This is a genomic window from Lentzea alba (genome assembly GCF_047445655.1).
GTDB classification, from domain to species: domain Bacteria; phylum Actinomycetota; class Actinomycetes; order Mycobacteriales; family Pseudonocardiaceae; genus Lentzea; species Lentzea alba_A.
In genome coordinates, this window is sequence record NZ_JAJAEG010000002.1 from 416,345 (window position 1) to 436,578 (window position 20,234).

The 20,234-nt window shown below is 67.8% G+C and carries 20 protein-coding genes; 8 read left to right on the forward strand and 12 right to left on the reverse strand.

Annotated elements, in window-relative coordinates; all coding sequences use genetic code 11:
• Positions 1-40 precede the first annotated feature (40 nt).
• Entirely contained in the window at positions 41-1,504 is a 1,464-nt protein-coding gene (gene ahcY / locus LFM09_RS04945) for an adenosylhomocysteinase (protein ID WP_414095043.1), read from the reverse strand.
• Between the two features lie 98 nt (positions 1,505-1,602).
• Here ahcY and LFM09_RS04950 point away from each other — a divergent pair, with 98 nt between their 5' ends.
• The 3 genes from LFM09_RS04950 to LFM09_RS04960 are packed head-to-tail and all read left to right on the forward strand — an operon-like array spanning position 1,603 to position 4,839.
• Complete coding sequence (locus LFM09_RS04950; RefSeq protein ID WP_414095044.1) at positions 1,603-4,008, forward strand: hypothetical protein; 2,406 nt, start codon at positions 1,603-1,605, stop codon at positions 4,006-4,008.
• 10 nt (positions 4,009-4,018) lie between these two features.
• Positions 4,019-4,543, forward strand: a complete 525-nt coding sequence (locus LFM09_RS04955) for a GNAT family N-acetyltransferase (protein ID WP_414095045.1) — start codon at positions 4,019-4,021, stop codon at positions 4,541-4,543.
• Positions 4,540-4,839 carry a hypothetical protein gene (locus tag LFM09_RS04960; RefSeq protein ID WP_414095046.1) on the forward strand — a complete coding sequence of 100 codons (300 nt, stop codon included), beginning with the start codon at positions 4,540-4,542 and terminating at the stop codon, positions 4,837-4,839. The genes LFM09_RS04955 and LFM09_RS04960 overlap by 4 nt, the downstream gene beginning before the upstream one ends.
• Here the strand turns inward: LFM09_RS04960 and LFM09_RS04965 are convergent.
• Positions 4,832-5,410, reverse strand: a complete 579-nt coding sequence (locus tag LFM09_RS04965; protein WP_414095047.1) for a TetR/AcrR family transcriptional regulator — start codon at positions 5,408-5,410, stop codon at positions 4,832-4,834. The genes LFM09_RS04960 and LFM09_RS04965 overlap by 8 nt on opposite strands.
• Before the next feature lie 77 nt (positions 5,411-5,487).
• Here LFM09_RS04965 and LFM09_RS04970 point away from each other — a divergent pair, with 77 nt between their 5' ends.
• Entirely contained in the window at positions 5,488-5,964 is a 477-nt protein-coding gene (locus LFM09_RS04970) for a DUF2975 domain-containing protein (RefSeq protein WP_414095048.1), read from the forward strand.
• Positions 5,964-6,185 (forward strand): helix-turn-helix domain-containing protein, encoded by a 222-nt coding sequence (locus LFM09_RS04975; RefSeq protein WP_414095049.1) that lies wholly within the window; start codon positions 5,964-5,966, stop codon positions 6,183-6,185. The genes LFM09_RS04970 and LFM09_RS04975 overlap by 1 nt, the downstream gene beginning before the upstream one ends.
• Here the strand turns inward: LFM09_RS04975 and LFM09_RS04980 are convergent.
• Positions 6,182-7,435, reverse strand: a complete 1,254-nt coding sequence (locus tag LFM09_RS04980) for a glutamate mutase L (RefSeq protein ID WP_414095159.1) — start codon at positions 7,433-7,435, stop codon at positions 6,182-6,184. The two genes, LFM09_RS04975 and LFM09_RS04980, sit on opposite strands and share 4 nt — an antisense overlap.
• On the opposite strand from LFM09_RS04980, the gene LFM09_RS04985 reads away from it, so the two are divergent.
• Positions 7,434-8,039: a hypothetical protein gene (locus LFM09_RS04985; RefSeq protein ID WP_414095050.1), complete on the forward strand. Its 606-nt coding sequence runs from the start codon at positions 7,434-7,436 to the stop codon at positions 8,037-8,039. The genes LFM09_RS04980 and LFM09_RS04985 overlap by 2 nt on opposite strands.
• On the opposite strand, the gene LFM09_RS04990 is transcribed toward LFM09_RS04985, so the two are convergent.
• Genes LFM09_RS04990 through LFM09_RS05000 form a run of 3 tightly spaced genes read right to left on the reverse strand, consistent with a single transcriptional unit; the run spans position 8,036 to position 11,865 of the window.
• Complete coding sequence (locus LFM09_RS04990; RefSeq protein WP_414095051.1) at positions 8,036-8,491, reverse strand: MarR family winged helix-turn-helix transcriptional regulator; 456 nt, start codon at positions 8,489-8,491, stop codon at positions 8,036-8,038. The two genes, LFM09_RS04985 and LFM09_RS04990, sit on opposite strands and share 4 nt — an antisense overlap.
• Before the next feature lie 11 nt (positions 8,492-8,502).
• Complete coding sequence (locus LFM09_RS04995; RefSeq protein ID WP_414095052.1) at positions 8,503-10,266, reverse strand: alpha-L-fucosidase; 1,764 nt, start codon at positions 10,264-10,266, stop codon at positions 8,503-8,505.
• Positions 10,267-10,326: 60 nt separating this feature from the next.
• Positions 10,327-11,865 carry an amino acid permease gene (locus LFM09_RS05000; protein ID WP_414095053.1) on the reverse strand — a complete coding sequence of 513 codons (1,539 nt, stop codon included), beginning with the start codon at positions 11,863-11,865 and terminating at the stop codon, positions 10,327-10,329.
• Between the two features lie 576 nt (positions 11,866-12,441).
• Here LFM09_RS05000 and LFM09_RS05005 point away from each other — a divergent pair.
• On the forward strand, positions 12,442-13,578 hold the full coding sequence (locus LFM09_RS05005) for a DUF222 domain-containing protein (RefSeq protein WP_414095054.1): 1,137 nt from the start codon (positions 12,442-12,444) through the stop codon (positions 13,576-13,578).
• Positions 13,579-14,047: 469 nt separating this feature from the next.
• On the opposite strand, the gene LFM09_RS05010 is transcribed toward LFM09_RS05005, so the two are convergent.
• The 6 genes from LFM09_RS05010 to LFM09_RS05035 form a co-directional block, all read right to left on the reverse strand.
• A complete protein-coding gene (locus tag LFM09_RS05010; RefSeq protein ID WP_414095055.1) occupies positions 14,048-14,971 on the reverse strand; it encodes a cation diffusion facilitator family transporter in 924 nt (307 codons plus the stop codon).
• A gap of 60 nt (positions 14,972-15,031) precedes the next feature.
• Positions 15,032-16,246 (reverse strand): mannose-6-phosphate isomerase, class I, encoded by a 1,215-nt coding sequence (gene manA, locus LFM09_RS05015; protein ID WP_414095056.1) that lies wholly within the window; start codon positions 16,244-16,246, stop codon positions 15,032-15,034.
• 20 nt (positions 16,247-16,266) lie between these two features.
• Positions 16,267-17,331 carry a hypothetical protein gene (locus LFM09_RS05020; protein WP_414095057.1) on the reverse strand — a complete coding sequence of 355 codons (1,065 nt, stop codon included), beginning with the start codon at positions 17,329-17,331 and terminating at the stop codon, positions 16,267-16,269.
• Positions 17,332-17,335: 4 nt separating this feature from the next.
• Positions 17,336-17,536 carry a Trm112 family protein gene (locus LFM09_RS05025; protein ID WP_414095058.1) on the reverse strand — a complete coding sequence of 67 codons (201 nt, stop codon included), beginning with the start codon at positions 17,534-17,536 and terminating at the stop codon, positions 17,336-17,338.
• 13 nt (positions 17,537-17,549) lie between these two features.
• On the reverse strand, positions 17,550-18,902 hold the full coding sequence (locus LFM09_RS05030; RefSeq protein ID WP_414095059.1) for a phosphomannomutase/phosphoglucomutase: 1,353 nt from the start codon (positions 18,900-18,902) through the stop codon (positions 17,550-17,552).
• Between the two features lie 84 nt (positions 18,903-18,986).
• Positions 18,987-19,346, reverse strand: a complete 360-nt coding sequence (locus LFM09_RS05035) for a DUF3499 domain-containing protein (protein ID WP_414095060.1) — start codon at positions 19,344-19,346, stop codon at positions 18,987-18,989.
• 93 nt (positions 19,347-19,439) lie between these two features.
• Here LFM09_RS05035 and LFM09_RS05040 point away from each other — a divergent pair, with 93 nt between their 5' ends.
• Positions 19,440-19,883 (forward strand): metallopeptidase family protein, encoded by a 444-nt coding sequence (locus tag LFM09_RS05040; RefSeq protein WP_414095061.1) that lies wholly within the window; start codon positions 19,440-19,442, stop codon positions 19,881-19,883.
• The last annotated feature ends 351 nt before the right edge of the window (positions 19,884-20,234 follow it).

Below are 20,234 nucleotides of genomic sequence, written 5' to 3' on the forward strand. Positions count from 1 at the left end.
CCTCCCGCGACGCGCGCGGGAGGCCCCTGAAAACCAGAACTCAGTAGCGGTAGTGCTCCGGCTTGAACGGGCCCTCGACGTCGACGTCGATGTACTCGGCCTGCTCCTTGGTGAGCTTGGTCAGCTCACCGCCGAGCGCCTCCAGGTGGATGCGGGCGACCTTCTCGTCCAGCACCTTGGGCAGGCGGAAGACCTCGTTGTCGTACTCCTCGTGCTTGGTGAACAGCTCGATCTGAGCGATCACCTGGTTCGAGAAGGAGTTCGACATGACGAACGACGGGTGGCCGGTCGCGTTGCCGAGGTTCATCAGGCGGCCCTCGGACAGCACGATGATCGTGCGGCCGTTCGGGAACACCCACTCGTCGACCTGCGGCTTGATGTTGTTCTTGCGGATGCCGGGGTAGCGCGCGAGGCCGGCCATGTCGAGCTCGTTGTCGAAGTGGCCGACGTTGCCCAGGATCGCCTGGTGCTTCATCTGCGACATATGCTCGGCGGTGACGACGTCCTTGTTGCCGGTCGTCGTGATCACGATGTCCGCGATCGGCAGGACCGACTCCAGGCGCGCGACCTGGTAGCCGTCCATGGCGGCCTGCAGGGCGCAGATGGGGTCGATCTCGGTGACGATCACGCGGGCACCCTGGCCGCGCAGGGACTCGGCCGAGCCCTTGCCGACGTCGCCGTAACCGCAGACGACCGCGACCTTGCCGCCCATCAGGACGTCCGTGCCGCGGTTGATGCCGTCGATCAGCGAGTGGCGGATGCCGTAGCGGTTGTCGAACTTCGACTTGGTGACGGCGTCGTTGACGTTGATGGCCGGGAAGAGCAGCTCACCGGCGGCGGCCAGCTGGTACAGGCGCATGACGCCCGTCGTGGTCTCCTCGGTGACGCCGCGGATGCCCTCGGCGATGTTCGTCCACTTCTTGCCGTCCTTGGCGAGCGAGTTGCGGAGCGTCTCGAGGACGATCGTCCACTCCTCGGAGTCGTCCTCGGAAGCTGCGGGAACGACGCCCGCCGCCTCGTACTGGACGCCCTTGTGAACGAGCAGCGTCGCGTCGCCGCCGTCGTCCAGGATCATGTTCGGGCCCTTGCCGTCGGGCCAGGTCAGCATCTGCTCGCACGTCCACCAGTACTCCGGCAGCGTCTCGCCCTTCCAGGCGAAGCAGGAGACGCCCTTGGGCTCCTCCTCGGTGCCGTACGGGCCGACGACGACGGCCGCGGCCGCGTGGTCCTGGGTCGAGAAGATGTTGCAGGAGGCCCAGCGGACCTCCGCACCCAGGTCGACCAGCGTCTCGATGAGAACGGCCGTCTGGATGGTCATGTGGAGCGAGCCGGAGATCCGGGCACCCTTCAACGGGTAGACGCCGGAGTACTCGCGGCGGAACGCCATCAGGCCGGGCATCTCGTGCTCAGCCAGGCGGATCTCCTTGCGGCCGAACTCGTGGAGTGAGAGATCGGCGACGGCGAAGTCGATCCCGTTGCGGGTCTGCAAGCGGTCCGCGGTCATTGCGAAGTCCTCCAGGGCACTTCAGAGAGGGTGTCGTCCGACCATACCGCCCGCCGATGCACCACTATGACCCCCACGTTGGGTGAGGGAGGTCTCGGGTGTTGATTGCGGGCCCGGACACACGTGTCGTCGAACTGCGGGTGCACGGCGTGCAGGGCACGACGCCGCAAACGCTGGTCGACGCCGTCGCGGCCGTGGACGTTGCAGGAGACGGCATCGGGCGCATCGTGCGCCCGGCCGACAGACTCCGCAGGCCCGCGCCGGGTCCGGTGCTGCAGACGGAGGGGCGGCCGGTGCCCCGCGTCGTCGAGGGATACCTGTGGGGAGGCATGACGTCCGGAGGTGTGGCCAAGGCCACCTGGGCGCTGCTGTTCCCGTTCAGCATCGCGAACGTCGCGCACTGGATGCTGCCTCCCGTTCCGGAGCGGAACCTGCCCGCCCACCTGCTCGGACTGGGTCTGCGGTCGTTGTTGCGGGTGTTCGCGCTGCTGCTGACGGTGTTGCTGATCGCGCAGGCCTCCGTGGTCAGCCTCGACCTGCTCGCCGCCCAGTGTCTGCGACCGGGCACTGCGTGTTTGACCAGCATTCCAACCGATGTGCGCACGTTCCCGTGGTTCCGCACGTTTCTGGGACTTTTGCCGATTGTGCTGGTCATCGCGGTGATGCGGCGGGTGTCGCACGTCGACTGGCGGATCGAACGCCGGGAGATCGCCGAGGCCGAAGAAGAGGAACGCCAGCCTTCGTCCGGGTTGCCCGGCGCGCACGTCGCGACCGATCCGGACACGCCGGCCTTGCGGTCTCTTCATGTCGTGGCGGCTTTGGCGACGGCTTCTCTGATCGCTTTGGGCGGGCCGTTGAAGCAGCTCACGGCCTCGGGGGCGATGGGCGTGGCTGTGACCGTCGCGTGGGTCGTGTCGCTCGTGTTCATCGGACTGTCGTTCTTGGGCGTGCTGCTGCTCGACGACCCGACGGGCGGTGCGCCCCATCGCGGCGGACGGTGGTTGCGCGCGGCGTTGGCTCGACGGCCTCGGCGGGTTTTCTTGATGCTGTCCGCGCTGCTTCTGCTGACGACTTTGGGTCTGCAGGAGCAGCTGCCTTTGCGCGTGCCCGGCGCTGACGTGACCGTGCAGGTGATCGCGCTGCTGATGGCTTTCGTGCTGATCTTGTTCGGGCTGATGCTGGTGCCTGCTGCTTTGTTGGCGCGGCGGACGTGGACTTCGTTGCCGCGCGAGCTGCGGCCGTGGGCGGGCGGCTGGTTCTCGGCGCCGGTGCTGGCGATCGCGGGTCTGCTGGGCGGTGGCTTCGGTGCCGGGGTCGCTCTGCCGGTGCGGAAGGCGCTGGGCGACGGGTTGCAGCTGCCCGTCGGGTACTCCTACATCACCCTGCTGTGGGGCGTTGCCGGAGTGTTGGCGCTGATCAGCATGGCCGCGGTGGCTTCTTTCACCGGCGCCGTGCGGTGGCGGGCGTTCCGCAAGGGCAAGCTGTGGGCGCGCGAGGCTTCTCTGCTGCACTCCGGCCGGATGCGTGACCTCCGCGCCGCGACGCGGGCGTGGTGGTGGGCGCGCTGGGAACGCAACCACGGCCATCACCTGATCATGATCGTCGCGGGTGTTCTGTTCGTCGGCGCCGTGCTGGCCACTTTGCTGCGCGTGCGTGACGTGCCCCTTGCCTCTTGGACCGTGCCGTTCTCGGCTTTCGGTGTGTTCGTGCTGGGCTTGCTGGCCGTGTCGTTGCTTCGGGCCGTGTATCTCGCGGCGCGGCAGCCGGAGTCCGGGCGGCGGCTCGGGATCATCGCGGACATCGCGCAGTTCTGGCCGCGCGAAGCTCACCCGATCGTTCCTCCTTGCTACGCGTTGAAGGTCGTGCCGGAGCTGGTGGCGCGCGTGCAGGACCACTTGCGCGATCCCGGCACTCGGGTGGTCCTCTGTGGACACTCTCAGGGGTCGTTGCTCGTCACTGTTGCTGCGGCACGGCTGTTGGAGGAGCTTCCCGCCCACGATCGCGAACGGATCGGGCTTCTCACGGCCGGTTCGCAGCTGCAGTGGGCTTATCCGCGGGCGTTTCCCGCCGTGGTGCCGCATGCGTCTCTGGCGCGGCTTGCCGGTGGGTTGGACGGGCGCTGGCGTGCACTGTGCCGGGGTACCGATCCGTTGGGTGGCGCGGTGATGACGTGGCGGCGGCAGGTCTTCGACGGGATGCTGCTCGGCGTCGGGTATCGGGAGGACGGCTCGGAGGGAGCGCTGGCGCCGGCGTTGCGCGGGCCTACCGGGGCTTTGGTGCTGGGTGGCGATCACTGGTTGCCGGATCCGCAGCGGGGGCCTTTTCCCGGGCGGCGGTGGCGGTCCGGGGTGTCGGCGCACTCCGACTACACGTCGGACCCCGAGTGGGATCGGGCGGTGGCGATCGCAGCCGGGTTGCTGCAGGTGGACGCGCCGGAGTCGCCTTCGCTGCCGTTCGCGCGCAAGCCCGAAACTCGGTCGCGGGACGCGTTGGGCGGCTCTTAGTCTGCCGCTCATGCTGACCGGGGATCTTGTCCGACTGCGGCCCGTCGAGCCTGAAGACGCAGACGCGCTCTACCGCTGGCACAACGACGACGACGTGATGCGCTGGCTGCAGAGCTACTTCCACGAGTCGTTGGCGGGCCTGCGCAAACGCATTGCCGAGCGCGAGGAGAACTCGCACGAGAAGGTCACGCTCTGCATCGAGACGCTGGAGGAGCGCAAGCTCATCGGCATCGTGGCGTTGCGGGACGCGGACCCGATCAACGCGCGCGCCAAGGTGGACATCTACATCGGTGAGCAGGAGTACTGGGGTGGCGGCTACGGCACCGACGCGCTGCGCAGGGTGTGCCGGTACGGGTTCGACACGATGCGGCTGCACTCGATCGAGCTCACCGTGGTCGAGGCGAACGCCCGCGCGATCCGGTCCTACGAGAAGATCGGTTTTCAGGTCGACGGGCGGCTGCGGCAGGCGTTCTTCCGTGACGGCGAGTGGCACGACGAGCTGCTGATGTGCGTGCTGCAGGACGAGCTCACGTGAGAGAGCACATCGACGCCCCGATGGCGGAAGCCGTGATCAGGTGGCGTACCGCGGAGCAGGGAGGGCGGCTGTCCGGTCCGCCCACCGCCGCCGTGTACATGGCGACCACCGTGTTCGAGCACCTCGACCTTCATCTCAGCATCCTGATCGAACAACTCGAAGAGCGAGAAGACGGCAGCCGCACCTGCAAGCTCGACTTCCTGGTGCGCGAGCTGGCTCAGCCCCACCTGTCCCCTGGCGTGAGACTGCCCGTGATGGAAGGACCCCGGGTGGTGGCGGAGGTCGAGCTCACCTGAGCGCGGGCGCGAGGTGACCGATCGCCTCACGCAAACAGTCGTCGACGGACGCCTCCGACACCACGACCAGGCCGGACGGGCGCAGGTCCACCCACCGCTGCACGGCGACGCGCGCCGCCGCCGACACCGCGGCGGCCAGCACCTCGGCACCCAGCGCGTCCGTCCCCAGCCGTGCAGCGATCACCTCGGCGATCGGCGGCTCCATCGACGACACCGAGTCCAGGTAGGCCTCGCGCAACGACGGCGACGAGGTGATCAGGGCCAGCGCCTCGGACGGCGGTTCGCGGTACTGCTCGGCGAATGCGGCAATGATCGACTCGACCAGGGGCTCGGAAGCCGGCCGGGAGCGCAGCGCGGAAGCCACCGCCAGGGCGCGCGAGGCAGTGATGCCCGCGACGATCGCGTGTTCGCGGCTCGCGAAGTAGTTGTTGTAGGTGCGGGGCGAGACGTTCGCCGCCTCGGCGATCTCGTCGACCCGCACGGTGTCGGCGCCCTTCTCCAGCGCCAACCGCAGGGCGGCGGCCGCCAGTGCCGCTCGGGTCTCGGTCTTCTTGCGCTCACGCAGGCCCACGCGATCACTCTAGAGACCTGTTGCAACACGATCACTACCGATTGACTTTCGATAGATCACTACCGATACTCGATCGCATGATTGCTGAGCGTTGGGCGGTGACCGCCCTCCGGGTCTTCCTGGTGATCCTGTTCGGGATCCTCGTCGTGTTCGAGACGCTGTCCCTGCCGGGGAAGTTCATGTACATGGCGCAGCAGAACCCGAACGATCCCCTGATCTGGCCCGGCGCGATCATCTCGATCTTCTGGGTGATCTGCGTCCAGGTGGTGATCGTCGCGACGTGGAAACTGCTCACGCTGGTGCGCAAAGATCTGATCTTCACCGAGGCCGCGCTCAGGTGGGTCGACGTGATGGTGTGGGCAATCGCAGCCGGGTGGGTGGTGTTGGTGGGTGTGTTCCTCTGGGTCGGCTTCAACGCCGACGACCCTGGCGCGCCGATGGTGCTGTTCTTGTTGACGACGGGTGTCACCGCGTTCGGGCTCGTGCTGATCGTGATGCGGGCGCTGCTGCAGCGCGCCACGACGCTGCGTGCCGACATGGAAGCGGTGATCTGATGGCCATCGTCGTGCGCATCGACGTCGAGCTCGCCAAGCGCAAGATGAGCGTCGGCGAGTTCGCGGAGAAGGTCGGGCTGACGCCGGCCAACGTCGCGGTGCTGAAGAACGGGCGGGCGAAGGCCGTGCGGTTCAGCACTTTGGAGGCGATGTGCCGGGTGCTGGAGTGCCAGCCCGGCGACCTCCTGGAGTTCATCGACGAGGAAGAAGAAGCCTCCTAACCCAAGCGCTTCGCCAGTCGGTCGGCGGCTTCGAGCCGCCCCGACTCGGCGAGCAGGCCCACCGGCGCCAGCACGTAGTCGCGGTCCACGGTGATCTCGGCAGTGCGCAGGATCGGCCGCAGCACCGGGTCACCGCGCAGAGCTTCGACCACCGGGCCCAGGTCGGGCGTGTGCCGGAAGACGCCGCCGGAGAGCACCAGCAGGCCCGCGCCGTGCGGTCCGAGTTGGCCGTCGACCTGCCTCAAGTGCCTGCGCACAGCCAAGATCGCGGCGAACGACGCCAGCTTCACGTCCACGGCCGGGTCGTCGGGAAGCCAGCCGACGTTCTCGGCTCGCAAGCGGGCTTCCTCAGTGAGATCCTCGGTGGTCAGGCGTTCCGCGTGCGCTTCCTTGACCACTCCGGGCGCGGACCAGCGCATGCCGAGGTCGCCCTCGACGGTGCGGCGGTCCGGTGGCAGGGCGACCGTCCGTTCCAGACCCTCGCTGTCCGCCGTGGACACCGCGGAGTAGACGTCCGTGGTCGCGCCGCCGACGTCCACCACCAACACGGCGCCCTCACGGTCTTGCGCCGCCAACCGCGAGACGCCCGCCAACACGGCGTCGGGCGTCACGGCACGCACGAGCTGCCGGAACCGTGGGCCTCGCGACAGGCCCTTGCCGCCGATCACGTGCTGCAGGAACGCCGCGCGGATCGCCTTGCGGGCCGGCTCGGGGGCGAGCCGGCCGACGTCGGGGAGCACGTTCGGGCAGGCCACCACCGTGCGAGCGCTCAGCAGCCGCAACGCCTCGGGCTGCGCCTCGATGTTGCCCGCCAGCACGATCGGCACGGCCACGCGGGCGAGCTTGGCGGCGTTGTGCAGCAGGACGGACTGGTCGCCGCCGTCCGTGCCGCCGACCAGCAGCACCAGATCAGGGGCAGAGGCTCGCAGTGCCCGGACATCCACCGGACCCGCGCTGACGTGCACGATCTTGGCGCCTGCGGACAGCGCGACCCGGTAGCCGGCCTCGGCGCTCACGACGCGTTCCTGGCCGACGACCGCGAGCCGCAGCCCACCGCCGGCCGACGAGCACGCCAGGATCTCCCCGTCGCCCACTTCGGAGCGCAGCGCGTCGATGCCGTGCAGCACCTCGGGTGGCGTGGTCGGGTGCTGTCCGGTCCGGATCAGCTCGCCCTCGTGCGAGATCAGCGCGGCTTTGGTCCAGGTGGAACCGACGTCGAGGCACAGGATCACAAGGCAAGCTAACAGCATGAAGCTCACGCCCAAGGTGATCCTCGAAGGCACGCGGCTGACCGGCAAGACGGACCTCGCCTACGCGCTCAACGAACACCCCCGCCTCGTCGGTCACCGCAAGTACCGCTACCACTCGCCGTTGATCTCGGCGGAGTGGAGCTCCTTCAGCAACGAACCGTGGGGCCGTGGGCTGATCAACTTCGCACCCGAAGAGACGGAACACGCGTTGGAGACCTACGAGACGTGGGTGCGGCTGTTCGAACTGCAGCGCTTCTACTCGTGGATCGTCGACCGCTTCCACCTGTCCACGCAGGCCTATCAGGCGCAGCAGGGGCGTGAGTTCGACTTCGCGTGGCTGGAGGAACGGCTGAAGCCGCTCAACTTCGCGATCGTGCTGTGCACCCGGCCGGAGGACACGTTCGAGGAGGCGCGCGAGGAGCGGTTGAAGATCAGCGCGAACCCGAAGCAGTACGTGTCGCTGGAGCCGTTCATCGAGGAGCAGCAACAACTCCGGGAGCTGGCCAAGAAGTCGGTCCTGCCCGTGTTCGAGTTCGACGTGACCCGGCACGGGCCCGACGACGTGGCCGACTTCCTGGAGGAACGGGACCTGCTGACGCTCTAGTCGTCCGCCTTCTCGTGCACGACCTGCATGAACGACCCGAGCTGCGCGAGCTGCTCCGGTGTGAAGAGGTCGATCAGGTACTCGCGGACCGTGTCGACGTGACCGGGCGCGGTGGTCTTGAGCAGCTCCTTGCCGGCGTCGGTCAGCACGGCGAGGATGCCGCGCTCGTCGGACTCGTGCGGTTCACGCCGCACGAGTCCGGCCTTCTCCAGCTTGCCGATCTGGTAGGTCAGCGAGCTCTTCGACACGACCACACGGCGCGCCAGCTCGGTCATCCGCATGCGGTTGCCCGGCTGTTCGGACAGCACGACCAGCACGTTGTACTGCGCGTGCGAGAGGCCCGCATCGCGCTGCAACTGCTGTTCGATCTGTCTCTCGAGGAGGTGGTACGCCTGAACGAAGTGGTGCCAGGCGTGGCCCTCCTCCTCAGAGAGCCACCGCGCGTTTCCCATAGGTCCGCAGGTTAGTTGGTGTAGAGCTGTTCCTTGGGGACAACCTGCTGGTTTTGGTTCGCCGAAGACCACAGGAGCTTGAAGTGGGCCTCGCCGGTCTGCTCCGCGAACTCGACCTTGATCGCGTGCTTCTTCCCGGCCTGCAAGGCGATGGTGGCCTTGTCGATGCGGGCCTGGTGGGCGGCGGACGCGTCGATGACGAGCTTGCCGTCGACCCACACCTTCGCGATCTCGTCGGAGACCGCGAGGAAGGTGTAGGTGTCGCTGAACCTCGGCTGCACGAACCCGGTCCAGCGCGCGGAGAAGTTGTCCGCCTTGATGTTCGTGGCCGGTGAGCCGTCGAACCGCCAGGCGAAGTTCAGCGTCGGCTCGACTCGCGAGGTCGGCGTGCCGGTCCAGTTGTTCGTCGGGAAGTACTGCGCGTTCAGGCCGTTGCCCGTGCCTTTGGGTGCCGCCTGTTCGCCCTTGACGGTCAGCTCGATCACCGTGGCGACGTCGTTCGTCTTGGCACCACTGGGTTTCACGTCGTAGCCGTCGCCGGCCTTCGTGACCGTGACGGCCTGCGGGCTGTTCAGGACGCGGGCGTTGAGGACGTCGAACTGTTCGAGAACCTTGAGGTGCAAGGAGTTCGACCAGTCGTAGACGCTCAGGTAGAGCTTGTCGCCCTTGCGCGACACGGCTCCCCAGGCCGGGTCGGCGACCCAACTCGCGGCACCCGCGCCGTAGACCGCGTCACCGTGCTGCGCGAGCCAGGAACCCATGGCGCGCAAGCGATCCGACTCGCCGGCAGGGATGCGGCCGAGCTTGTCCGGGCCGACGTTGAGCAGGTAGTTGCCGCTGCGGCTCGCGATGTCGACCAGGTTGCGGGTCAGCGTGGTGGCGCTCTTCAAGTTCTTGTCCCACTTGGCGTATCCCCACTTCGTCGGGATCGTCATGCAGGACTCCCAGAGCTGGCCGTCGATCGGCGCGGACGGGAAGGTCTGCTCCGGCGTGCCGAAGTCGCCGTCGACGACCCGGCGTTCCTTCACGCCCGGCGCGCGCTTGGAGATCCGGTTGTTGATGAGCAGGTCCGGGTCCTTGGCCTTGAGGAAGGCCTCCAGGTCCGCGCCGTCCTGCTTGGTCCAGGGGTTCGGCGGGTTGTTGGTGTCCCAGTCGCCGTCGAACCACAGCAGCGCCGGGTCGTAGTTGTCGATCAGCTCGACGAGCTGGGCGCGCATGCGTGCCTTGTAGCGCTGGAAGTTCTGGGTGCTGCGGGCGTCCGGGTCGTGCCAGTCCCAGGTCGAGTAGTAGAGCCCGAACTTGATGCCCTGACGATCGGCCTCGGCCTTGAGCTCGGCCAGCACGTCGCGCTTCTTGTCGAACGCCGAGTGGTCGCGCAGGCTCCACTTGTTGACCTTCGTGGGCCACATCGCGTAGCCGTCGTGGTGCTTCGACGTGATGACGATGTACTTCTGCCCCGCCGCCTTCGCCGTGTCGACGATGGCCTTGGCCGAGAACTGCGCGGGGTTGAACTGCTTGACCAGCCGCTCGTAGTCGGCGGTCGGGACCTTGCACTTGTTCATGATCCACTCGGCGTCCTGACAGATCGAGCCATCGGACCTCTTGTACTCACCTTCGAGCTGTGAGTAGCCACCGAAGTGGATGAACATGCCGAACCGCGCGTCCTGGAACCACTGCGTGCGGGGTGACGTGAACGGATCGTCTGTCGCATGATTCGTGCCGGGACCAGCCAAAGGCAGCACCGCCAGCAGCGCTGCGACCAGCGCGTGGAGCATCGGATTCCTCCTCCAAGCTCATGGCGGCACCATGAGCTTGGAGGAGAAGAGGTCCGATGTCTAGTGCCCTGGTTCTTCGCCGCGCTTGATCACGGGCTCGTTCTCGACCGCACCGTGACCGGTCTTGCCGAGCACCGAGTTGCGCCGGCTGTAGACGAAGTAGACGACCACGCCGAGCGCCATCCAGATGAGGAACCGGACCCAGGTGAGCGCGGTCAGGTTCAACATCAGCCACAGGCAGGCGAGGATCGCGAGAATCGGCACCAACGGCACGAGCGGCACCTTGAACCCGCGCGAGAGGTCCAGCCGCGTCTTGCGCAGCACCATCACGCCCGCCGAGACGAGGATGAACGCGAACAGCGTGCCGACGTTCACCATCTCTTCGAGCTTGCCTGCCGGGAAGAAGCCCGCGGCGACCGCGACCAGCACACCGATGATGATCGTGATGCGCGTCGGCGTGCCGTGGCTACCGGTCTTCGCGAGGTTGCGCGGCAGCAGCCCGTCCCGCGACATCGCGAACAGCACCCGGCTCTGGCCGAGCATGAGCACCATGACGACGGTGGTGAGACCGGCGAGCGCACCGACCGAGATCACCGTCGCCGCCCAGTCGACCCCGTTGTCCGCGAACGCACTGGCGAGCGTCGCGCGCGTGCCGTCCGGCTGGGTCGCGAGCTTCGTGTACGGCACCATGCCGGTGATCACCAGCGTGACGGCGACGTACAGCACGGTGACGATCGCGAGCGAACCGAGAATGCCCCTGGGAACAGCCTTCTGCGGGTTCTTCGTCTCCTCCGCCGTGGTCGCCACGACGTCGAACCCGATGAACGCGAAGAACACGATGCTCGCCGCCGCCAGCATGCCGAGCACGCCGTACGTGCTGCCCGAGTACCCGGTGATCAACGAGAACAGCGACTGCTCGATACCCGTGTGCGCAGCCGGACCGCTCTCCGCGGCCGGCGGGATGAACGGGCTGTAGTTCTCGGCCTTGATGTAGCTGATGCCGAGCACGATCACCAGCAGCACCACCGCGACCTTGATGGCCGTGATGACCGCACTGACCCGCGAGCTCAGCTTCGTGCCGACCACGAGGAGCACCGTCAGCACCGCGACCAGCAGCACCGCACCCCAGTCGAACTTGAAACTGCCGACCGCAACCTCGGTCTTGGCCTCGATACCCATCAACCCGAGCGTGGTCTGCAGGTACGCCGACCACCCCTTGGCCACCGCCGCCGACCCGACCGCGAACTCCAGCACCAGGTCCCAGCCGATGATCCACGCGGCGAACTCACCGAACGTGGCGTAGGAGAACGTGTACGCGCTACCCGCAACCGGCACCGTCGAGGCGAACTCGGCGTAGCACAGCGCCGCCAGCGCACAAGCGATCGCCGCCAGCACGAACGACAGGCTCACCGACGGGCCTGCGATGTTGCCCGCGGTACTCGCGGTGAGCGTGAAGATGCCGGCACCGATCACGACCGCGACACCGAAGACCGTGAGGTCCCAGGCCGTCAGGTCCTTGCGGAGCTTGGTGTCCGGCTCGTCCGTGTCAGCGATCGACTGCTCGATCGACTTGGTGCGCCACAACCCGTTCCCCGGCACGGTGCATACCTCCTTGATGTACCTATTCGGCCCACCCTAGAGGTATCCAGCATGCGGGATCCCTACAGCTCTGTACGGGGGTTGTACGGAGATCTTGTCTCGAATGGGCGCGGTGGCCTGGTGGTCCCGTTGCGTGCGGGCGGTCGCCTTGCGTGCGTGGCTGGGCGGGTCCTTAGACGGGCCGGGTCATTTCATCGCCGCTGCGCGACGATTGCGATTGGGGCTTGACTTCGGGGCCCTTACGAGGCGCTGGTCGGCCTGTAAAAGCCGGGCAGATAAAGCGCCCGGCCGATCCGAACACGGTAGCGCCTCGAATCCAAAGTCAAGCCCTAATCGCCGTCGTGCGTGGTTGCGTTGACATCCGGACCTCACCATTACCGGTACCCGGTCGGGTATTAGGCCTTTTCGGGCTCGGCTTCGCCTTTGCCACTAGCGGGCGGGCTCGGTCGATTCATCCGATCGTGTGTCGCTTTACGCGTAATCTAATCGTGATCTTGCGGTAGATTAGAACACGTGATCGACGGTCTCGCGCTTCTCTCCACTGACGATGTGCTCCGGCGTATCGTCGGTAAAGCGATGGAGATCCGTGCTGGCGAGCACGAGTTGATGGAGATGATCGCCGAATTGGATCGGCGAGGCGCCGCATCCGAGCTTGGTTATAAGGATCTGCCGTATGTGTTGAAGCATGCCGTGCGGTGGGATCGGACTGTTGCCAAGCAATGGGTCGAGAACGCGGCGTTGCTGAGCGCCGAGATCACGCCTACCGGCGCCGAGCTCGCTCCGAAACTCCCTGCCACCGCGTCCGCGGCGGCCGAGGGCGCGTTGTCGGTCGAGCACGTCAAGGTGGTCGCCGAGGTCATGAAGAAGCTGCCCGCCGAAGCCGAAGCCTCGGTGGTGGATTTCGCCCGTGAGCATGAGCCGAGTGCGGTGCGGTCGTTCGGCAGGGAGCTGGCCTACCGGCTCTACCAGGACGATCCCGAGCCGCGCGACTCCGATCCCGCACCGCAGGTCAACGACCTCACGCTGGACTGGCGGGGCGACCTGCTGAAGGTCTCGGGAACGTTGGACAAGATCACCGGCGCGAAGTTCGAGGCGCTGATCGACCCGCTGGCCAAGCCCCGTCCGACCACGCCGGGGGAAGGCCCAGACCCGCGTACCCGCACGCAACGCCAAGGCGACGCGTTCGCTGAGCTGATCGACCTGATGCTGCGCGCCGACCAGATGCCCGAACACGGCGGCGAGCCGGTCACTCTCACGCTGACCATGCGCTACGACGACCTCGCGGCCCAGGTCGGCGCCGCGACGCTGGACACCCGCGAACGCGTCTCGGCCGATCAGGTCCGCCAGCTCGCCTGCAGTGCGGGCATCATCCCGCTGGTGCTGGGCACGCAGTCGCAGCCGCTGGACGTCGGCCGCAAGGCCCGCACCTTCACTGCCGGAATCCGCCGACTCCTGGTCACAAGAGACCGAGGCTGCGCGTTCCCCGGCTGCGACCGGCACCCGAAGCACTGCGACGCCCACCACATCCAGCATTGGGCCGACGGCGGCGCCACCTCCGTCGACAACGGCGTGCTGCTCTGCCGCCACCACCACCGGCTGATCCACCACAGCGGCTGGACGGTGAAAATGGCCAACGGCATACCGATCTTCACTCCGCCGAAGTGGCTGGACCCAGACCGCAGACCCAGACGAAATCTGATCCACGCTTTCTAGGGGCACGGCACTAACTGCCATGCCGTGTAACGGACGCCTGCCGTCGCGAAGCGAAGCGAGCCCGTAAAGGCCTAATGCCCGCATGGGTACCGGTAATGGTGAGGTCCGGTGTCAACGCAACCACGCACGACGGCGATTGGGGCTTGACTTTGGGTTCGAGGCGCTACCGTTTCGGATCGGCCGGGCGCTTTACATGCCCGGCTTTTAAGGCCGACCAGCGCCTCGTAAGGGCCCCGAAGTCAAGCCCCAATCGCAATCGTCGCGAAGCGGCGATGACGCAACCAAAGCCCGTCTAAGGACCTGAGCAACCACCCACGCAAGGCGACCACCCGCACGCCAGGCAACCCCTCCGCTGGAACTGGCACGGTCGCACGCAAACCGACCCGCCCGCAACGGGACCACAACCTGCCCAAAAGACGCCAAAAGGCCGCCCCAGCAACCACCGGGACGGCCTAAAAGCAGATCAAACTCAGGAGCTGCTGACCGTGGTCCGGTCCAAATCCGGCTCCAAGTAGATCAACCGAGCATGCGGCACCTTGTTCCGCACCCGCTGCTCAGCATCGTTGATCGCCTGAGCCACCTGATCCAACGGCAACTGCGGCTCCAGCGCGATCTTGGCCGCGACCAGCATCTCCTCAGGACCGATGTACTGCGTCTTGATGTGGATGACCCGCTGCACCTTCCCGGCGGCCAGCTCGTCGATGATCACATCGAGGTCCTTGTCGGACGCGCCCTCACCGATCAGCAGCGACTTCATCTCGATGATCAGGATCACCGCGATGATGCCGAGCAGCACACCGATGCAGACCGTGCCGAGCGCGTCGAAGACCGGGTTGCCCGTGATCATGGTGAGACCCACGCCGGCCAGCGCGAGCACCAGACCGACGAGCGCGCCCAGGTCCTCCAGCAGCACGACCGGCAGCTCCGGCGTGCGGGAGTTGCGGATGAAGCCCCACCAGCTGGCGTCGCCCTTGATCTTCTTCGACTCGCTGATCGCGGTGATGAAGCTGTAGGTCTCCAGGCCGATGGCGACCACGAGGATGCCGACCGCGACCAGTGGGCTGGTCAGCCCCTCGGGGTGCTGCAGCTTGTGGATGCCCTCGTACAGGGCGAACACCGAGCCGAGGCTGAACAGCAGCAGTGCCACCACGAACGACCAGAAGTAGCGGTCGCGGCCGTAGCCGAACGGGTGCAGCTTGGTCGCCCTGCGCTGCGCCGTTTTCTGGCCCAGCAGCAGCAGGCCCTGGTTCGACGTGTCCGCCACCGAGTGCACCGACTCGGCCAGCATCGACGACGAGCCGGTGATCAAGAATCCGACGAACTTGGCCACCGCGATACCGGCGTTCGCCACCAATGCCGCGACGATTGCCTTGGTTCCGCCCCCTGCTGACACGCCATGTCTCCTTGCTAGCCCGTCCCGGCCAAAATAAGTCTGCTTTGTCCGGTCGGAACCTTAGTCCGTTCCCGCTGTCGCGCGGAAAAGTTGGGCGGATTCAACACCATCCGGGCGGACGAGCACCGCCGGGTCCGACGCGGGCAGCCACACGGACTGGCCGCGGACCAGGCGCAGCTCCTCGCCGCGGGCGTTCGTCAACAGAGCGGCGCCGGCGGTGCAGATCAGGATCTGCGGGCCGTCGTGGTTGATGCGCGTCTCGTTGACCAGGTCCAACCTGGAGAGTTCGAACTCCGGTGCGGGTGTGCGGTAGACGCGGACGCCCGGCGAGACCTCCTCGCCCGTCGACACCGGCATGTCGCCGCACGTGAAGTCGAGCACTCGCAGCAGTTCGGGCACGTCGACGTGCTTGGGCGTGAGGCCGCAGCGCAGGACGTTGTCCGAGTTCGCCAAGATTTCGATGCCCGTACCCCGCAGGTACGCGTGCAGGTTGCCGGCGGGCAGGTGGATCGCCTCGCCGGGCTGCAGCACGATGCGGTTCAGCAGCAACGCGGCCAGCACGCCCGCGTCGCCGGGGTAGGACTCGCCCAGCTCCAGGATCGTGCGGCACTCCAGGTCGAACTCGCCGTGCTCCTTCACGTGCAGCACGCACGCGTCCAGCACCTGCGGCAGCAGCACCGACAACGACGTCTGCGGCAGCGTGATCAGCATCGTGAACAACGCGCGCAGGCCCGAGGAATCCGGCTGTGCCACCAGCATTTCGGTGTACGGCGAGAGAGCGGGCGCGTCCAGCGTGCGCAGCAACGCGACGGTCCGGGACGGCTCGCGGAAGCCCGCCAGCGCGTGGAACTCGGTCAGTGCGCAGATCAGTTCCGGCTTGGCGGCCGGGTCCTTGTAGTTGCGCACCGCGGCGTCACGCGGCACACCGGCGGCCTCTTCCAGAGCGAAGCCCTGGGCCGCCTGTTCGGCGGACGGGTGCGCCTGCAGGCTCAGCGCCTCCTCGGCGGCGAGCACCTTGAGCAGGAACGGAAGCCTGCTGCCCCACCGCTCGGACACGCGCGTGCCCAGCTGGCCGTCGGGGTCCTGGGACAGCAGTTCGAGCAACGAGCGCTCCACGCCGTCCGCTCCGGTCACGCGGGACGGGTCGCCGGGGTGGGCGCCCATCCACAGTTCGGCCTCGGGATGGGGTGCGGGCACCTCCTTCCCGAGCAGCTCGGCGATGGCCGTGCGTGAGCCCCACGCGTACGGCCTTACCGCGTTGTGCAGCAGGTCCACTTCTCTACTCAGCTCCCAAATCAGTACGGGTTGCCGCCGAGCGTTCCGGCGGCGAGCCCGAGATACAGCGCGGCCAGTTCGAAGCGGAGGGCGAGAAGCGCGGCACTGACCGCGTCGCCTCCCGCCACCTCGACGGCCGGCTCCAGCACGTCGGCTCCTGGCAGGGCGTCCTCGGCGGCGTGCCGCACAGCATCGGCCACCGGGCCCTGGCGCACGGCCAGCAAGAGCACGCGCACAAGTCCACTGCCCGGCTCGTCGTCCGGGTCCGCGAACAGATCTGCACCGGAAGTCCCCTGGACCGCGCGGCGGTGCAGCACCGAACGGGTCAGTGCCTGCGGATACCCGGCCACATCGCTCGCCACTCCGGCGAACGTCGCCAGCACGCCGGCCCCGTGCACGCCCACCGACGTGGCGACCTCGTCGAGGCCCCACAGCAGCGGCGTGCGGTCGGCCACGCGCAGCGCGAGCGACTTCGCCGGGTTCACGAACGACTCGTGCATCGGGTGGTCGCGCTCGGCCTCGCGGTCGAGCTCGTCCGCGACCAGTCCGACATCGACCTTGAGCAGCCCCAGCGAGTTCAGCACCACCAGCCACGCGGCGAGCGCGCGGTGGAAGCTGAAGCCCGGCGGCACCTCGACCCGTGGCGAGAGCAGGATCGCCTGCCCCGCGGCGGCCGCGGCGACCGGACCGGAGTCCGGCGCGGTCACCAGAGTGCGCGCGCCACGGCGTGAAGCGCGGTCGATCGACTCGGCCAGCACCCGGTCGCCGGGGTCCTCGGTGTGCGCGAGCACCACGTCGAGCGCGCCGACCCACGGCGGCACCTCGTCGGACACCACCACGGGCACCGAACAGCCCGAGCCGAGCAACGCCACGACGACGTTGGCGACGGCGACCGCGTGGCCGGGCCGGGTGACCAGCACGACCGCGCGGGGGCGTTCGGAGAAGATCCGCTCGACCCCCGCCTCGGCCGCGGCCTCGGCGGTGGACCGAACCTGCGCTCCCGCCCGTGCGGCAGCCCTCAACCAACCACCGGTGTCGGCGTCGGCGAGGCGGCTCGGGTCGTCGAGCAGCGTGTCGTCGAGCACCGGATCACCCAGCCGCGGGCGGCTCGACCGCCTCGTCCAGCAGCAGCACCGGGATGCCGTCGCGGACCGGGAACGAACGGCCGCACGCGGTGCACGTGAGGAAGTCCGCCTCAGGATCATCGGGCGTCCCGACCTGCAACGGCGCGTGCTCTGGGCACGGGCAGGCGAGGATCTCCAGCAACTGCTCTTCGAGCTTGACGGCCACGGTGTTCTCTCCCTCAGGCCCGCACGATCGCGAGGACCTCGTCGCTGAGCGCGACGACGGCCTCGGGGGTGGCGGCTTCGACGTTCAGGCGCAGCAACGGCTCGGTGTTCGAGGCCCGCAGGTTGAACCACGACCCGTCCGCCAGCTGCACGGTGAGACCGTCGAGCTCGTCGATCGTGACGCCGTCCTTGGAGCCGTACGCGTCCTTGATGGCGGCGATCCGGCCGGCCTGGTCGGCGACGGTCGAGTTGATCTCCCCGGAGGCGGCGTAGCGGTTGTAGACCTCGGTCAGCTTCGACAGCGGCCCGGCCTGCTCACCCAGCGCGGCCAGCACGTGCAGTGCGGCCAGCATGCCGGTGTCCGCACGCCAGAAGTCGCGGAAGTAGTAGTGCGCCGAGTGCTCGCCACCGAAGATGGCGCCGGTCTTGGCCATCTCCTCCTTGATGAACGAGTGGCCAACGCGCGTGCGAACGGGCTGGCCGCCGTGCTCCTTGACGATCTCCGGCACGGCGTGCGAGGTGATCAGGTTGTGGATGATCGTGCCGCCGGGGTCCTTGGCCAGCTCGCGCACGGCCACCAGCGCCGTGATCGCGGAGGGGCTGACCGGGTTGCCGTTCTCGTCGACGACGAAGCAGCGGTCCGCGTCACCGTCGAACGCGACACCGGCGTCCGCACCCTCGGCCTTCGTGCGGGCCTGCAGGTCCACGATGTTCTTGGGGTCGAGCGGGTTCGCCTCGTGGTTCGGGAAGCTGCCGTCGAGCTCGAAGTACATGGGGATGACCTCGATCGGCAGGCCCTCGAAGACCTGCGGAACCGTGTAGCCACCCATGCCGTTGCCGGCGTCCACGACGATCTTCAGCGGACGGATGCCCTTCAGGTCGACCAGGTCGTTGAGGTACGCCGCGTAGTCGACGAGCATGTTGCGCTCTTCGTAGGTGCCCTGCTCGACGCCTTCGGCATCCGGGACCTGGTTCTCCGCGTCGCTGCGGATCTGCGCGAGACCCGAGTCCTGCCCGACCGGCGACGCGCCCGCACGGCACAGCTTGATGCCGTTGTACTGCGCCGGGTTGTGGCTCGCGGTGAACATGGCACCCGGCAGGTCCAGCTTGCCGGACGCGAAGTACAGCATGTCCGTGCTCGCGAGCCCGATGCTGATGACGTTCACGCCCTGCGCCTGAACCCCCTCGGCGAAGGCCCTGGAGAGCCCCGGCGAGGAGTCGCGCATGTCGTGACCGATCACGACCGCGGGTCCACCGACCAACCGTGCGAACGCTGCGCCGAAGTCGCGAACCACGGCGGCGTCCAGCTGCTCACCGACCACCCCGCGGATGTCGTACGCCTTGACGATGCCGGACAGGTCACGCACGCCGCACACTCCCAGGAAACTCGCTCTTGACGGCCACTGGTTGGGCAGCCTACCGGCGAGCGGATTAGTGATGCGTGTGGTCGTTCAGTCCTCGTGCGGATCGGGCAATACCCGCAGGTGACCGCGCCTGTGCGTGCCGATGGGCACATCGGACACGACCGGGGTCACATCAGCGCGCCCGGCCTCACGCACGGCCTCGGCCAACGCCGTCAGGTCGTCCACACTCGGCTCGGGCGCCGCGAACTCACCCTGATGCCTGACGACCTCCCACCCGCGCGGCGCCGTGAGCCGCAACGCGTGCTCCTCGCACAGGTCGTAGCTGTGCGGTTCGGAGTACGTGGCGAGCGGTCCGACGACTGCGGTGGAGTCCGCATAGGCGTAGGTGAGCGTGGCGACAGCCGGGTTAGCACACCCGGTTCGCGAGCACCGTCTCACGCTCCGCACGATCGGGGACGATAGCGCGTCCACACGAACCTGTGTGTGAGGCACGCTGTGTTTGCTCGCCCGCGGCAACAACTAGGCTGCTCGGTTGTGGTGATGGCACGGGGTTCACGGCGACAAGACTCGCCCCGCCGACGCAACCGCGACCGACACGGCCGCGGCCTGCGCGGCCCGCTGTACCCAGCCACGCTCCCAGCAGCCCGCTCCCGAGCCGAACGCTTCGACGCGCTGGTCATCGAGGCCCTGGAACCCATCGAGGCCCGCTGGCGCACCGAGCTCACCCAGCTCGACGTGGCCGTGGACGACGTCCCGGACGTGCAGGTCGAAGGCGAGGACGGCGTGGTCGAGGACGGCTCCGTCCCGCTCGCGCGCCTTCTGCCCGCCGCCACCGACAGCCGGGCTCGGATCGTGCTGTACCGGCGCCCGCTGGAGGCTCGGGCGAAGGACGGCGCCGACTTGGCCGATCTGGTGCACGACGTGCTGGTCGAGCAGGTGGCCAACTACCTGGGCCTGGACCCGGACGTGATCGACGAGGGCTGACTCGCCTTTCGGGGTCCGCTGGATCCGCAGGGTGGGCAGGGCACGCCCGGGTCGCCGGGCCACGGGTTGGCAAGGGACGCCTGGGGGCAGAGCCGCTGGGTGGCGATCCGCAGAGTGGCGGCTCTCACACCAGTCGAGCGGGCAAGCCCGATTTGGCGGTGGTCAGAGGCGTTTCGATCATGAGTTGGCGGTACTTGCAGACGCCACTCTCGCGCGATGGCGAAGCCGCGCCGTCCCGACGGCGAAGCCGAGGCAAGCTTTCCCGTGCGGTTCCGGTGGGTGGTCCCGTCACGAGTCGTGCCCGATCGTTTGCCGCGCCCGCGGCGCTGGCCGGTCTTTGATCAGATTGGC

Excerpts from the sequence above, each read along its gene's own strand:
- ahcY (WP_414095043.1), bottom strand. The coding sequence starts at position 1,504 with ATGACCGCGGACCGCTTGCAGACCCGCAACGGGATCGACTTCGCCGTC.
- LFM09_RS04980 (WP_414095159.1), bottom strand. The coding sequence starts at position 7,435 with ATGCTGTTAGCTTGCCTTGTGATCCTGTGCCTCGACGTCGGTTCCACC.
- LFM09_RS04985 (WP_414095050.1), top strand. The coding sequence starts at position 7,434 with ATGAAGCTCACGCCCAAGGTGATCCTCGAAGGCACGCGGCTGACCGGC.
- LFM09_RS04975 (WP_414095049.1), top strand. The coding sequence starts at position 5,964 with ATGGCCATCGTCGTGCGCATCGACGTCGAGCTCGCCAAGCGCAAGATG.
- LFM09_RS04995 (WP_414095052.1), bottom strand. The coding sequence starts at position 10,266 with ATGCTCCACGCGCTGGTCGCAGCGCTGCTGGCGGTGCTGCCTTTGGCT.
- LFM09_RS04970 (WP_414095048.1), top strand. The coding sequence starts at position 5,488 with ATGATTGCTGAGCGTTGGGCGGTGACCGCCCTCCGGGTCTTCCTGGTG.
- LFM09_RS04955 (WP_414095045.1), top strand. The coding sequence starts at position 4,019 with ATGCTGACCGGGGATCTTGTCCGACTGCGGCCCGTCGAGCCTGAAGAC.
- LFM09_RS05005 (WP_414095054.1), top strand. The coding sequence starts at position 12,442 with ATGGAGATCCGTGCTGGCGAGCACGAGTTGATGGAGATGATCGCCGAA.
- LFM09_RS04990 (WP_414095051.1), bottom strand. The coding sequence starts at position 8,491 with ATGGGAAACGCGCGGTGGCTCTCTGAGGAGGAGGGCCACGCCTGGCAC.
- LFM09_RS05040 (WP_414095061.1), top strand. The coding sequence starts at position 19,440 with ATGGCACGGGGTTCACGGCGACAAGACTCGCCCCGCCGACGCAACCGC.